Source organism: Mesohalobacter halotolerans, assembly GCF_006120725.1.
Lineage (GTDB): Bacteria > Bacteroidota > Bacteroidia > Flavobacteriales > Flavobacteriaceae > Psychroflexus > Psychroflexus halotolerans.
Genome location: NZ_SWMU01000001.1, coordinates 112,194 through 127,176, shown reverse-complemented (window position 1 = coordinate 127,176; position 14,983 = coordinate 112,194). Strand labels below are relative to the sequence as shown.

14 protein-coding genes are annotated in these 14,983 nt (G+C 35.3%); 11 read left to right on the top strand and 3 right to left on the bottom strand.

The annotated features are described in order from the left end of the window. The first annotated feature begins 99 nt into the window (after nt 1-99). From FCN74_RS00575 to FCN74_RS00550, 6 genes are all read left to right on the top strand, one after another. The gene (locus FCN74_RS00575) at nt 100-315 is read left to right on the top strand and encodes a hypothetical protein (protein WP_138930658.1); all 216 of its coding nucleotides are present in this window, start codon (nt 100-102) and stop codon (nt 313-315) included. Then, entirely contained in the window at nt 299-775 is a 477-nt protein-coding gene (locus FCN74_RS00570) for a nucleotidyl transferase AbiEii/AbiGii toxin family protein (RefSeq protein WP_138930657.1), read from the top strand. Before FCN74_RS00575 ends, FCN74_RS00570 begins: the two co-directional genes overlap by 17 nt. Before the next feature lie 9 nt (nt 776-784). Further along, nucleotides 785-2,665, top strand: coding sequence for a peptide MFS transporter (locus FCN74_RS00565; protein ID WP_212751751.1), 1,881 nt, complete (start codon nt 785-787; stop codon nt 2,663-2,665). A 105-nt stretch (nt 2,666-2,770) separates the two neighbouring features. Next, nucleotides 2,771-4,879: a peptide MFS transporter gene (locus tag FCN74_RS00560; protein ID WP_171047071.1), complete on the top strand. Its 2,109-nt coding sequence runs from the start codon at nt 2,771-2,773 to the stop codon at nt 4,877-4,879. 118 nt (nt 4,880-4,997) lie between these two features. Further along, the gene (locus tag FCN74_RS00555; protein WP_138930654.1) at nt 4,998-5,906 is read left to right on the top strand and encodes a T9SS type A sorting domain-containing protein; all 909 of its coding nucleotides are present in this window, start codon (nt 4,998-5,000) and stop codon (nt 5,904-5,906) included. A 72-nt stretch (nt 5,907-5,978) separates the two neighbouring features. Then, nucleotides 5,979-6,524 (top strand): thioredoxin family protein, encoded by a 546-nt coding sequence (locus tag FCN74_RS00550; protein WP_138930653.1) that lies wholly within the window; start codon nt 5,979-5,981, stop codon nt 6,522-6,524. Here FCN74_RS00550 and FCN74_RS00545 read toward each other — a convergent pair. The 3 genes from FCN74_RS00545 to FCN74_RS00535 are packed head-to-tail and all read right to left on the bottom strand — an operon-like array spanning nt 6,511 to nt 10,879. Beyond that, nucleotides 6,511-8,523 (bottom strand): ComEC/Rec2 family competence protein, encoded by a 2,013-nt coding sequence (locus FCN74_RS00545; RefSeq protein WP_138930652.1) that lies wholly within the window; start codon nt 8,521-8,523, stop codon nt 6,511-6,513. The two genes, FCN74_RS00550 and FCN74_RS00545, sit on opposite strands and share 14 nt — an antisense overlap. 8 nt (nt 8,524-8,531) lie before the next feature. Then, nucleotides 8,532-9,020, bottom strand: coding sequence for a C40 family peptidase (locus tag FCN74_RS00540; RefSeq protein WP_138930651.1), 489 nt, complete (start codon nt 9,018-9,020; stop codon nt 8,532-8,534). After that, nucleotides 9,017-10,879: a T9SS type B sorting domain-containing protein gene (locus FCN74_RS00535; RefSeq protein WP_212751750.1), complete on the bottom strand. Its 1,863-nt coding sequence runs from the start codon at nt 10,877-10,879 to the stop codon at nt 9,017-9,019. Before FCN74_RS00535 ends, FCN74_RS00540 begins: the two co-directional genes overlap by 4 nt. Nucleotides 10,880-11,041: 162 nt before the next feature. On the opposite strand from FCN74_RS00535, the gene FCN74_RS00530 reads away from it, so the two are divergent. The 5 genes from FCN74_RS00530 to FCN74_RS00510 all read left to right on the top strand — a co-directional run bounded on the left by FCN74_RS00530 (nt 11,042) and on the right by FCN74_RS00510 (nt 14,874). Then, the gene (locus tag FCN74_RS00530; protein WP_138930649.1) at nt 11,042-11,461 is read left to right on the top strand and encodes a nucleoside-diphosphate kinase; all 420 of its coding nucleotides are present in this window, start codon (nt 11,042-11,044) and stop codon (nt 11,459-11,461) included. A gap of 223 nt (nt 11,462-11,684) precedes the next feature. Beyond that, nucleotides 11,685-12,440: an enoyl-CoA hydratase/isomerase family protein gene (locus tag FCN74_RS00525; RefSeq protein ID WP_138930648.1), complete on the top strand. Its 756-nt coding sequence runs from the start codon at nt 11,685-11,687 to the stop codon at nt 12,438-12,440. A gap of 56 nt (nt 12,441-12,496) precedes the next feature. Continuing rightward, a complete protein-coding gene (locus FCN74_RS00520) occupies nt 12,497-12,874 on the top strand; it encodes a four helix bundle protein (RefSeq protein ID WP_138930647.1) in 378 nt (125 codons plus the stop codon). A 17-nt stretch (nt 12,875-12,891) separates the two neighbouring features. Beyond that, nucleotides 12,892-13,500 carry an acyltransferase gene (locus FCN74_RS00515; RefSeq protein WP_138930646.1) on the top strand — a complete coding sequence of 203 codons (609 nt, stop codon included), beginning with the start codon at nt 12,892-12,894 and terminating at the stop codon, nt 13,498-13,500. A 51-nt stretch (nt 13,501-13,551) separates the two neighbouring features. Next, nucleotides 13,552-14,874: a dihydrolipoamide acetyltransferase family protein gene (locus tag FCN74_RS00510; protein WP_138930645.1), complete on the top strand. Its 1,323-nt coding sequence runs from the start codon at nt 13,552-13,554 to the stop codon at nt 14,872-14,874. The last annotated feature ends 109 nt before the right edge of the window (nt 14,875-14,983 follow it).

The window sequence follows — 14,983 nt, the reverse complement described above, 5'->3', positions numbered from 1 at the left end:
AATAATCAGACCTCACAGGTTTTTGAAACCTGTGAGGTCTATGAGAAACTGAAAATAAGAATTTTAATAGCATTTAAAAAATTATAGAAAACGAAATCTATGCAAGTCACCTTTCAAACCAAAGCCGAAAGCAAACGCCAACAACAGGAAGAGTTTTTGAAGCTTACTGGTGCGGAGCGTTTTTTTAGGTTTTTGGAAATGTCGAGAGCTATCAATAAAATCATGCCCGTAAAAAACAGACTGGCTTTTGAAGAAAGAAATAAAGGTAACTTTTTATTGATTCATAAAGATTTGAAAGATGATGAAGTGGGGTGATAATATTAAAGAATTTGTAAAATTGGCAAACAAATATAAAGTTAGGATGATTTTAGTGGGTGGAGGTGCTGTCAATTTTCATGGCTATCAAAGACATTCTGCTGATGTTGACTTTTGGATAGATACAGATCGAGAAAATATGGGTAAATTGATCAAAGTTTTTAAAGATTTAGGCTACGAGATTGAAAGCTTTCCTGATAAAGTCATGAGTAAAAAGCAAAATATTTCGATTAAATTTTCCCCTCATGATCTGGATTTAGAATTAATTACGAAGTTTAATGTGGCTAAATCATTTGATGAAGCTTATAAAGAAAGTTCAGTAGATTTTAAGAAAGGAGAAAAACTTGTTAGATGGAATATTTTAAGCTTAGAAGATCTTATTACCAGTAAAATAAAATCTTCAAGGCCAAAAGATTTACTCGATATTCATCAATTAAAACAAATAACTGATAAACAATAAAAGATAAACATGTCAACAAAACCAGCACACCAAAAAGAACTCTTCGGACACCCTACCGGACTTTACATCTTGTTTTTTACAGAATTATGGGAGCGTTTTTCATATTACGGGATGCGAGCTATTCTTACTTTATACATGCTCGCCAAAGTCAGCGATGAAAATCCAGGTCTGGGTTGGGACGAAGGTAAAGCTTTAGCTATTTATGGTTGGTACACTATGTTGGTGTATGTTGCCTCTATTCCTGGTGGAATTATTGCTGATAAGATCCTCGGGCAGCGAAAATCGGTAATGGTTGGCGGTTGGTTGCTCGTTGCTGGTCATGGAGTGTTGTCTATAGAGCAAAGTTGGGCGTTTTACACCGGTTTATTGCTTATCGTTTTAGGAGTTGGAATGTTAAAACCCAATATTTCAACCATGGTTGGTGGTCTTTATAAAGAAGGCGATCCGAGACGTGATAAAGGCTTTTCAATATTTTATATCGGTATTAATGTCGGTGCGGCTGTAGCCAGTATATTAGTAGGTTGGGTTGCTGCCGAATACGGTTGGCACTACGGCTTTGGACTTGCAGCCATTGGAATGGTTCTTGGTCAATTGGTCTACGTTTATGGGACACGATTTTTAACCCACGTAGGTAATAAACCTACAAAAGCCACGGCTAGCGACCACGATGTGTCGCTCAATCAAATTTTTAGTCAAATGTTTAGCACTAAAAACACTTTGATTGTTATTGTTTTATTGGCTGCTACATCAGTATTTATTCCACTTAATTTTATGGAAACTGAAGTCTCGGCCTATGTCATATTCTTTCTATTCCTCACTTTAGTTGTCGGATTTATGATGACGGTTTATCAAGACTTAGAATCCAAAATTCAAAAAGACCGATACTTGGTTTTGTTACTTTCTTTTTTAATTGTGATAGTGTTTTGGGGCGCTTTTGAACAAGCTGGAGGATTGTTAAATATTTATGCGCAGCAGAAGACAGATAGAATGCTAGGTGGTTGGGAAATTCCTGCGGCATTTTTTCAATCTTTAAACCCGACTTATATCATTATATTTGGTTTGCCGGTAGCTATTTTTTGGCAGTGGATAAAAAATAAAGGGAAAGAAGCCTCCTCTATTTTTAAAATGGCGGTAGGTGTTATTATCATGGGGCTTGGCTTTGTTTTTATGGTGTTTGCCACACAACAATATGCAGCAAATGGTTCAGCAGCACTGTATTGGTTAATTTTTGCGTATTTACTTCATACCATAGGAGAGTTATCGGCTTCTCCTGTTGCTTTGTCCTTTATCACCAAATTAGCTCCGGTCAAATATGGGGCATTGATGATGGGGGTCTATTTTGCAGCTACCGGCTTAGGAAACAAAGTGGCTGGAATTATAGGCGAATCTTCACAAGCAGAACCCATTCGAATTGAGTTAAATGCATCTGCAGATCAAGTTAAACCTTTGTTGACCGAAAATAAAACTGACAGTATTTTTGCTAAAAACAAGGCTTTTACAATTGAAAGCCAAGCCTTTGTGAGCAATGGTAATTTTGCTTTTGACAAAAGTGATATTTCAGAAATTTTTAAATTTAAAGAAGCAAAATCTAAAGAAGAATTTGTTAATCGTTTGAATGGGTATGAGGCTTCATCAAGTGAGTCATTAACTGTATTTCTAAATTTTGATTATAAAAATGATAAATATATAGGTCAGATTGTAGTTGATCAGTTTCAAACCGACTTAGAGTTTAGGACTTTTGCCGGGATTACTATTTTTTGCGTGATTTTTGGCGTTTTGGTTATTTTGTTATTAAAACCACTCAAACGCTTGACCCACGGTGCTGAAGAAAAAGAAATAGAAGGTTTAGAACAAGAAGGCTTTGAGCTGGCAGATGATGAAGTTAAATGATTGATTACTGAGTAGTAATGTTTGCGAAACTTTAGCCAGTAGTAAATTTGAGAAAACATTTTAAGCTCTTAAATTTTTTAATTTTTAAATAGAAATATAAAAATCATGAAACCAACCACCAACCAACCCGATTTTTTTGATTCTAAAGTGCTTGGTCACCCGGCTGGGCTTTTTGTTTTGTTTTTTACAGAGATGTGGGAACGTTTTTCCTTTTATGGGATGCGCGTGCTTTTGGTCAATTTTTTAACTATGGCCGTCATTAGCTATAATCCCGGCTGGGAATGGGTGCCAGAAAATGCTACGGCATTGTTTGGAACCTATGCCATGTTACTTTACATTACCCCAATTTTGGGTGGTATCATTGCCGATAAATTAACTGGTTATAATTGGGCTGTGGTTATTGGCTCTATCTTAATGACTGCTGGTCACGCGAGTATGGCTTTGGAAACTGAAGCTTCGCTTTATATTGGTTTAGGTCTAATCATTATTGGAACTGGCTTTTTTAAACCCAATATTACATCCATCATTTCAGAGATGTATAAGTTTTTACCAGAGAAAAAAGATGGTGCGTATACCATTTTTTATATGGGTGTCAATGCAGGGGCTTTTTTCGGAATGCTGCTTTGTGGATATTTGGCTGAAAAGTTAGGTTGGGCTTACGGTTTTGGTTTGGCAGGTGTTTTTATGCTTCTTGGGACTTTACAATTTTGGCTGGCCAAACCACTTTTTGGGAGCATTGGTGATGTGCCGAAAAAGCGTGATGTAGAGGACAAAAAAGACACTGGAGTAGAATTAAGTCAAGATGAAAAAGACCAAGTCAAACCTAATCCGTTTACGACTTTAGATAAAATTTTAATCGTTTTATCAGCCATTATTGGTTTAGGCTATGCTATAAATGATCCCATGTCAAAAATAGCTGACTTTGATATGTTTGCTTGGGCCGAAACACCAAGTATTTCCGGACAGTACGTTGTGGTATTATTAGGTTTAGGTCTCTTTTTAATATTGGTTATAGGAAGGATTATTCGCTATGCCGGTGTAGTCAGAGATAGGATGATAGCCTTTATCATTTTTGCCTTTTTTACGGTATTTTTTTGGATGTCTTTTGAACAAGGCGCTTCTTCGTTAATTATTTTTGCTAGAGACTTTGTGGACAGAACGCTTAGCGGAAGTGCAGCTATTGCTTATAATGTGATTAATACAGCATTGACTATTATACCGCTTCTTATTATTACTTATGTTTTGTATATGTTGTCCAAGCGGTCTTTTTCAAAAATACCTGGTTCAAATATTGTTTTAGCCATTACATTTTTAGGCGTCTGGGCATTGACCCTTTGGATGTTGAACAGAGATTGGAATACCAATGCTTATGAAGTATCATATCAAGCAGTTGAACAACAAGTAGTTGAAGATGGCAAGCCCAAAGTTGATGATAATGACAAACCTGTATATGAATATATTCCAATTTCAGAAAATTATCAAGTCCAATCTGATGATAAGGTTGTCGACAAAACTGTGCGTCTGGCAGAAACCTATGAGTTAGAAGTTGGTCAAGAAATCCCTATGATTACCAAAGATAATGTCAATTCAACTTTTGGGTATCTCACCCCGGAAAAGTTAAAAGATACCAGACTCAAAGCTGAAAAACTCAATGTAGATAACAAAGTGATAAAAGCCGAAGTTGTTGAAGTTTTAGACAACGAAATTGAAATTCCTGTGTCGTGGTTTAGTATTTTGAATTCCTTTTTTATTATTGCGTTTGCATCCTTTTTCTCCAAATGGTTTGATAGCAAATACAATCCATCGGCTACCATGAAATATGGTCTTGGCCTTATCATTATGGCTATCGGTTTTGGGGTTTTAGCTTGGGGTTCACACGGTATCCAAGAAGGGATGAAAGTCGGTATGGTCTGGTTGGTTTTAGCCTATTTATTCCATACGCTTGGTGAGCTTTGCTCTTCTCCTATTGGCTTATCTTATGTGAGTAAATTAGTGCCGGCACGAATGATTGCACTTATGTTTGGCATGTGGTATTTGGCTATTGCTATTGGAAATAAGCTTGCTGCTGTTTTTGGTGGGGAAATCGAAAACATCACTGAAGAATATTCCTTATCCACATTCTTTTTAATTTTTACTATTGTGCCAGCCGCCTTCGGTTTATTAATCATATCGCTAGGTAAAGTGGTGAATAAATTAATGCATGGGGTGAAGTAGAAAACGAGTAATTCACGAATAAATATTTACTTGAGAATAAAATTCCTAAATTTATGGATTGTCAATATATTATTAACTTGGCAATAGAATGTCATTGTAGACATTAAAACATCAAATTATGCAACTCAAAATATTTTCAATAATTACATTTTTCATTTGCTTTTTTACAAATGCCCAAATCACTTTAATACCCGACCAAAACTTTGAGCAAACCCTTTTAGACCAAAATATTGATTCAGATGGTATTTTAAATGGTCAAGTTTTTACCAGCGACATTAATAATATAAACGTATTAAATTTAGGATTTAATGTTATTAGCGATTTAACTGGACTACAAGACTTTGCTCAGCTTCAAAACCTTACGATAGATAATCTGGATTTATCAAATAGTAGCAGCAATTTATCGCTTGATCTTACGGCTAACACCATGTTAGAAACCTTAACGATGATTGGTGGAGACGATGCTATTACGCACTTTGTAGAAAAAATAGATTTGAGTGAAAATCCTAATATCAATCAAATTCAAACGCCTGGAATTTGGCCTTTAAAACAAATAGATTTAAAATCTGGTACAACCGATGTGAGTAACTTGAGTATAAATATTGATATTAGTGCCCCGCTTCCGCCCCCAGCAGATCAAGCCTCGTCGGCTCAGCAACAAGATTTTTGTATAAAAGTTACAGATGCTGCCGCCGCCACAGCAGGCACAGGCGTTTATAGCACTTGGACAATTAGCGCCAACAACAACCCCTACTTTTTTTCTGAAACCTGCTCCTTAAACACTAAACGATTTAATCAGGAATCGGTAAGCATCAGTCCTAACCCTACAAGTGGTATTATAAATATTAAAGCCGATAATCTACAATTCAAATCCGCAAAAATATTTAGCCTTCAAGGTCAACTCGTCAAAACTTTCAACAATCTAGATGCTCAAACTCTAGATGTAAGCAATATTGCGCGTGGTTTGTATGTTCTGGTTTTAACAAGCAATCGGGGTATTGTGAGAAAAAAATTAGTGAAAGAATAGATTAATTATAATATTGAAATATATTGTGAAACAATCATTTTGTAAATTTGTCGTTATACTTTCAAAAGGTTCATGTTTAAAACTATAGTTTTTAGCGTTTTTTTATTAGTAAATTTTGGAATTTCTGCTCAACAAATTGAGTGGATGACGATGAATGAAGCGCTTGAGAAACAAGACGATAACCCCAAAAAAATTCTACTTTTTGTTTATACCGAATGGTGTGGCTACTGTCATAAGATGAATGAAAATACCTTTGTCAATAAGGATTTGATAAAATATGTCAACAAACATTTTTACGCTGTCAACTTTAATGGTGAAGGTACAGAAACAGTGAATTACAAAGATTTTGAATACACCAATCCCAATTATGACCCTAACCGAAAAGGACGCAATTACCAGCACTTTTTTGCTGATGCTTTACAGATTACGTCTTATCCCGCTATTGTGTTTTTTGATGAAAAAGGTAATATCATATCTCCTGTAAAAGGTTATAAATCTGCAGAAGATCTAGAAATATATTTAAAAATGATTGCCAGTGACGATTATAAAGCTGTGACTACAGCTGAAGCTTGGCAAGAGTATCAAGCGGAATTTGAACCTGAGTTTAAGGTAAATTAAAATACCCTTCTTCATAAGTTGAATGAAAAGCTATGTTGTATTTTTGAGCTGTTTGTCGCCATCGTTCAACATAGCTTTTATAATTATTGCCATCAGCAACTATACGTTTGGGTTGAATTGTTTTGATGAGTTTTTCTAAATGAATATCTGGCGACTGACTTAAAATCAATACATCAGGATTGACTTCTTCTAAATAAATACCCGAACTATCAATTACTGTCAAAATTTGATTATTAAATTTAAAACTATTCTTTAAAGTATGAATTTCAGTGAGGTCTATTCGATTTATCAGTTGATAATTACTTAACAAATAAGTGTCAGTAAGATTATCGGTTTTATCAGAAAATATTTGTAGTTGTCGGCCTTGCTTGATACCAATAAGGCTTTGCCGATTTTTATGAAAGATAATGAATTCAGATTGCTTGTCTATTTCGGCAATCTCAGAAATACTGACCAATACAAATGCTAAAAGTGAAAACGAAAAAACTACAATGTAAGATTTTTTATATTCTCTCATCATAAACATAAAACTCAGTACTAAAAGTAAAATGCCTAAAAACATAGGTTTGGTAAAGAAAATTTCTTGAAATACAAATTCTTTGAATTGTGAAAGCCAATCCACATAACCTACTAATAGGTCTAATAAAAAAGAATAGGTTTTTACAAATGGAAAAATCAAAATATCTAATAAAGCCAAAACCATACAAAATAGACCGCCACTTATCAATACACCTAAAAATGGAATAATGACGAGATTTCCTAATAAAAACAACCCCGGAAATTGATGAAAATAATACAGTTGAAAGGGTAAAACCCCAATTTGCGCTGCTAAACTGACATAAGCCGTGTCCCAAAATATTTTGGGAATTTTATATTTTGGTTGATAGAGTTTTGATAATACAGGATATAGCATAACTATAGCAAATACCGCCGCATAAGACAATTGAAAACCGACTTCAAATAATAGTTGTGGTCTATAAATCAAAAGCACAACAGCAGATAGGCATAACATATTGATGCTGTTAGTTTTTCGCCTAAATAGTTGTCCTAAGGCTAAAAAAGAAAACATGGTTACGGCACGCATGACCGATGGCGAAAATCCAGCAAGAGCCGCAAATCCCCAAAGGAATAAAATAGTCAACAAGACTTTAAATAGTCTACCGTATTGAAGTCTTAAAACAGGCGAAAAAAGAAAGTTGAGAATTAAAAAAACAATGCCCACATGCAGACCTGAAACCGCCAAAATATGAACAACACCAACTTCAGCAAATTCATTGTAGGTCTCTTTATTAATGGCTTGTTTTTGACCTAAAATTAAAGCTTGAATGAGTTCTAGATGTTTGTCTTTAAAGCCAGCATCTTGCAAAGCCGAGATTATATTGAGCCGCCATTGTCCAGCGTTAGTCGATAAATTGAAGTCCGTTCCTTTTATCAGGTCAAATTTATCTTCATATATCACTGCAAACACATCTCGGTTTTGCATAAACTTGGCATAATCAAAAGTTTGTGGATTCCTAGCCTTACGAAATGGCTGAAGTGTTGACAACATGATAATTTTAGACCCAAGACTTAAACTGTGTTTCACAGAGTCTTTAGAAACATTAAGTAACACTTTACCCTGATATGCTTGGTTATCAATATTTAAATTATCTAATAAGTATTTGTGATTATAAGCATTAGACCTTAAAATTTCGCTAATATCTGCTTGAATAGTTACGTCTTCTTGGCTCTTTAGATCTAAATGTGCCAAGTGGTTTGGTTTATTTTGAGGTAAATGAACATGTGTAGTTAAGCTTCCTAAAACCCCAAAAATCAAAATACACGACCATAAAAAAAGGAGTTTTTGGTTCCAAAGCCATCTAAAAACAACCATTAAAGCTACTAAGCTAAATCCATAAAATACTAATGTTTTGAGTTGAAGATTTAATAAAAAGCCTAAATAAATTCCACCAATATAACCTAAACACAATTTGATTAAGGTGAAATTGAGGAAACGCATAATTTAAATCATAAGACCCGTTTAGCAAATTTAAAACTTTTTCGCCAGTATTTTTGACTGAGATTTGACACAACAACGCCCTGACTAGTAGTAGAATGAATAAATTTAGTATGGCGGCCATCAGCTTTAATAACAAGCCCCACATGATTAATGCCGCCACCCCATTTATTTGAGGTTTTAAAAAATAATAAGTCGCCAATTTTAACTTTTCTCAACTTTGTTTTTTTACCGCGCTTAGACATGGCTTTTGATGTACGAGACAATTCAATACCATGTCTGTAAAAAGACCGATAAACCAAGCCCGAACAGTCCATCCCGGATGATGTTGTGCCGCCATAACGGTAAGATGTTCCTAAAAAGCTTTTCGCATAAGTTGTGATTTGTTGTGCTTTATTTTCTTTTGCCAAACGTTTTGAAATCCCGCAAGAAGCTAGGCTTATGATAAGGAATAAAGCAGAAGTTCTGATTAAATAGTTGCAGTATGGTTTTATTGTCATCGTTTCAATGTAAAGTTACCCGTAAAAGTTTGTCCATCTACTTCTAATCGATACCAATAATCTTGAGATGGTAAATCTCGACCATTATAGGTTCCATCCCAGACAAAAGGTGCACTTTCTCCCGAGGCGACCAACTTTCCGTACCGGTCGAATATAAAGATACTAAATTCTCCAAAAAAGCGATCGGCAGGGATTCTAAAAACATCATTAAAGCCATCACCGTTAGGTGTAAAAAACTGAGGAATTTCCAAATGTGGAAACTCTATAACCTGAATGCCGCAATCACTACTTTGGATACTGATATTGTAAAGACCACCGGCTACATTTTCAAAAATCGGTGAGGTTTGAAAGTTTTGTCCATCAAGAGCAAATGAAAAGTCACCTTCATTTTCTAAACGAATAACAATATCACGACCAACACTTTTAATGTCTTGAACGACGGCCTCTTCCAGAAGTGAAACTTCAAATACTTTAGTGGATGAACAGCCATCGTCTGTAGTGCGTTCTACACTATAAGTACCAGCTTCATCAACCTCAATTTGTGCAGTAGTTTCACCTGTTGACCATGAAAAAGTGACATTTGGTATTTCAGCATTTAAAATAGTGCTTTCACTTGGGCATATTTCAATACTAACGGATTCATTTTCAGGAGTATTGTTTAAAGTAAAATTAATAGCTGTTCGCGTAGGATTTATGCAATTACCCTGGATAGTTGTACTTTCAACGTAAAAAGTACCTTCACTCTCAGGCTCAAAACTAAAACTATCTTCGAGTAATAAATTGCCACCAACTGGTGCGTCATACCAATCTACGCTGATGTTTGGATTATTCTGTACTTGTAAAACAGCGTTTTCACCTTCACAAATTTCAACATCGCCTAAACTCTCAGCAGGGATAAAATCTTGAACACTGACTTCAAATACATTAGAAATACTATTACACAAATTATTATTGACATTAATCTGGTCTTCTGCTACTTTTACCCTAAAAAATTGAGTTGAGTTCAAATTATTGAGTTCTAAAGTTTCATTAGTTTCACCAGGGATATTTGTCCAGTTTACGTTGTCATCGCTTTGTTGCCATTGGTAAAAATGTGAATCGTATACAGAAAAATCGGGTACTGCAGAAAGAAAAAGTTCATCTAGGCTCTCGTTTTCACAAATTTCAATGCTATTCTCGTCATTTTCATTAAATATTTCAGTTAAATCTCCACAAGATTTAAATACAATATCATCGATAGCCAAGTCATTTCCACAACCACCGTCACCATTATTCAGCATTTTTAAAATTACAGAAGTTTGACCTGTTAAGGTTTCAAAAGTCACAGCATATTGTTCCCAACTAGGCGTTGAGGTGCCGGGAATATCGCCTGTACTTCCTTCAACTAATAATGTTGTATCAGTTTCATCCCAAATTTGAAACCTGACATTGACCGGAATACCTGTGCCTGCACAAAAATTAGTACTGATGTTGTACAAATTGACTAAAAATGCAGAAAATTCATAAGGGTTGTTTTCGCATAAACCATCTATAGGAATTTGAAAAAATAAGCCTGCATCAAAATCTGCGTTAACAATCAAAGCTTTACCATTAGTGTTACCAGTATTATCACTTATATCATGAAAACCATCAAGCTGCATCAAATTTGAAGAAATGGTGTATTGCCCATCTTGTGGTGCTTGATTGACGTATGTATAAGTTGTAATATCTGCTCCAAGTGGTGGTCCATTAGTTGTGCCTTGACCAAAATCTTCTTCAAAAATTGCCTCTCCTGTATTACCAGGGCAAAAGCTAATTTGTGACCAACCCATAAATCCAAATGTAAACAGAATAAAACTACAAAAAACCTTAAGCTTCATATATAAAATTACGTTGGCTAAGCTAATAAAATTTATATCTCTAATCATATCATTTAACCATAGATTGGGCAATTTTGCTTAAAAAGTAAAAATAATAACCCAAAGTTTTCAAAAAGAATAGAGGCTTTATTTACATTTGCAAAAAATTTATAATAATATATTATGTCAGGACAACGGACTTTTACAATGATAAAACCAGATGCAGTCCAAAAAGGCTATACTGGAGCTATATTAAACCAAATTACCGAAGCCGGGTTTAGAATTGTCGCAATGAAACAAACCCAAATGACTACTGAAGATGCACAGACGTTCTATGCCATTCACAAAGAACGACCATTTTTTGGCGAGCTCGTAGATTACATGACAGGTGGACCAATTGTTGCTGCAATTTTAGAAAAAGATAATGCCGTGGAAGATTTTAGAGCGCTTATTGGGGCAACTAATCCTGAGGATGCCGCTGAAGGAACCATCAGAAAAAAATATGCTGAGTCTATCAGCGCTAATGCTATTCACGGTAGTGATAGCGATGATAACGCTCAAATTGAAAGCAGCTTTCATTTTTCAGGCCGTGAAATGTTTTAAATTAACGATTCCATTTTTTGAATCCCTTCCAGAGTTCAATACCAGTCATTCTGAATTTATTTCAAAATCTTGATTAAAAAATACTTTTTAGCATTTCAATTTCTTAAGTCAGTCTTTTTAGACTGGCTTTTTTGTTTAAGGTTTTTATAATTACTTGTTCAACACACTAACATTAATTAGTTTTGAATTTTTCGAAAACGTTTGAGAATTAAAAAATAATTATATGACTGAACCTTACGTAAAACATACAGTAAATCAAAATATTGGAACCATTGAATTTTTTCATCCTGCCCATAATTCATTACCGAGCAATATTTTGTCAAAACTTGCTGAAATTATTACTAAATTGGGACAAAATGATGAAATTTTAGTCATTGTACTAAAATCTGGTGGGAACCGTACATTTTGTGCTGGAGCCAGTTTTAAAGAACTGGTTTCAATCGAAAATGAAAAACAAGGAAAAGCTTTTTTCAGTGGCTTTGCAAACGTTATCAATGCCATTCGTACTTGTCCAAAATTCATCATTGGTCGGGTGCAAGGCAAAACAGTTGGCGGCGGTGTCGGTTTAGCCTCATCTATGGATTATTGTTTAGCTACACAATATGCATCCATAAAGCTCAGTGAGCTCAATTTAGGTATCGGGCCATTTGTTGTAGGCCCAGCGGTAGAGCGTAAGATTGGTGTAAGCGGAATGTCTCAGATTGCCATAGATGCTAACACGTTTTTTAGTGCAGATTGGGCTAAACAGAAAGGCCTTTATGCCGATGTTTTTGAAACTACTGAAGCGCTTGATAAAGCGGTCAATAAATTGGCAAAGGAATTATGCAGCTTCAATCCGGAAGCCGTTAAACACATGAAACATATGTTCTGGCGTGGTACTGAAGATTGGGATGAGTTGCTCATGAAACGCGCAGAGATTAGCGGTCGATTAGTGTTGAGTAAGTTTACTAAAGAGAAGTTAAATTCCTACAGGAATTAGCCTTTAGCTTTTAGTAATTAGCCATTAGTTTTAATGGTTTTTAAAAACAATAAATCATGAAAAGTAGATACCACTTTAAATTTGAAGATTTAAAAATTTACCAAAAAGCTATAATCCTTGGTGAATATATAAATAAGCTAATTGAACGGTTTCCTAAACATGAAATTTACAAACTTTCATCTCAATTCAGTAGAGCTTCAGATTCTATAGCACTTAATATTGCTGAAGGAACATCAGGCTCAGATGCAAATTTTAATCGTCACCTAATTATATCTCAAGGTAGCTCAAATGAGTGTATATCTGCATCTACAAAAGCCAGACTTAGAGGATATATATCAGATGAAGAAAATGAAGAAGTAAGTAGACAAATTAGTGAAATATCTAAAATGAATACTTCATTAAGAAAAAAATTAAAAATTATAGCTAACGACTAAAAGCTAATTACTAAAAAATGGCAATCTACAAATTCAAAAACCATATTCCAGTAATTCACTCCTCAAGTTTTGTGCACCCTCAGGCCACCGTAACGGGGAACGTCATCATTGGCAAACACTGTTACATTGGACCTGGCGCTGCAATTCGTGGCGACTGGGGTGAAATAATTCTGGAAGACGGTGTGAACGTTCAGGAAAATTGTACCATTCATATGTTTCCGGGCAAAAGCATCCGATTGGAAACAAGTGCGCATGTAGGACATGGAGCAATCATTCACGGTGCAAATCTGGGTCGTAATTGTATGGTTGGGATGAATGCTGTTATTATGGACGATGTATATATTGGTGAGGAGTCTATTATTGGAGCTATGACTTTTATCAAAGCTGAAACTAATATCCCACCGAGAAGTTTAGTTGTTGGTAATCCTGGTAAAATTATCAAATCAGTGTCAGATGATATGATAGCTTGGAAAACTGCAGGAACAAAACTATATCAACAGTTACCAACAGACTGTCACAAAAGCCTTGAAGAAGTTGAACCTTTGCGAGAAATCCCCAAAAACCGACCAAAACAAGAAAATTTTTATGAGACTTTAAATGAGTTTAAAAATAACAATAGTGATTAATGAAATTTAATAAAGCTTAGCGCCTTAGCGTCTTTGCGAGAGACATAAATCATGGAGAATCAAAATAACACAAACACCTCAGAAATAGTAGAATTCAAACTCCCCAAAATGGGAGAAAGCATCACAGAAGGCACCATTCTCAACTGGTTAGTTGATGAGGGTGAAACATTCAACGAAGGCGATATTTTAGTTGAGGTTGGAACAGATAAAGTCGACAATGAAGTGCCTGCGCCATTCTCTGGAATTTTAATTGAAAAGAAATACCAACCCAAAGATGTAGTTGAAATTGGGGAGATCATTGCTACACTTGAAGAAACATCAGAACAGTCACCTAAAAAGGATCAAGGAACCAGCACATCAGAAGATCAAACTGAAAAACCAACTCAATCAAAACAACTGCCCAAAGCCCCTAAGGCATCCCAAAAACCTAAAGAGATACCTCAAACATGGACACCTTCCGACAGACATAATAACTTTTATTCTCCACTTGTCGAACAAATTGCCAAAGATTACCACATAAGCTACGAAGAGCTAGCTAGAATACCTGCGAGCGGTGCTAATGACCGATTGCGTAAATCTGATATCTTTAAATACATCAAAGCCGGTCGACCAGCTCAATTTGCACAACCCGCAAGTTCTCAACCGCAAGGTTTTCAACTCCCTGATTTAAAATTTGATCTCGGAAAAGGAGAACGCATTGAAATGGACCGTATGCGCCAAATGATTGCTGATCACATGGTTTATTCCAAACATGTATCGCCTCATGTTACCGCTTACGTAGAAGCTGATATGACTAATCTGGTCAATTGGCGAAACGACAATAAAGAGAAATTTCAGAATAAAACTGGTGAAAAATTAAGTTTTACACCATTATTTATTCAAGCCGTAACCAAAGCCATTCAAGATTTTCCAAAGATTAATTCGTCTTTAGGTGACAACCATATTATCGTTAAAGACCATATCAATATTGGTATGGCAACGGCTTTACCAAGTGGAAATCTGATTGTTCCCGTCATCAAAAACACTGATAAAAAAGATTTAGAAACTTTAGCAAAAGAAGTTAATAGTTTTGCAGCAAAGGCAAGAGATAATAAATTAAACAATGATGAAACTAAAGGCGGAACATTCACAATATCTAATGTCGGAACCTTCGGAAGTTTGATGGGTACACCAATTATCAATCAGCCAGAAGCGGCAATTTTAGCCACAGGAATCATCAAAAAGCGTGCAGAAGTTATTGAAGAAGATGATGAAGACAAAATTGAAATCCGATCAATGATGTATTTGTCCTTATCTTTTGACCATAGGATTGTGGATGGCTTTTTAGCGGGAAGTTTTTTAAGACGTATTGCAGATTATTTGGAGGATAATTAACCTCACGCAAAGGCGCAAAGACGCTAAGGATGATGTGAAAGAGTTTAATATGATAGAAGATGGAAATTCAAAAATAGTAATAAATACAGATTTGGATTATACTGAGGAT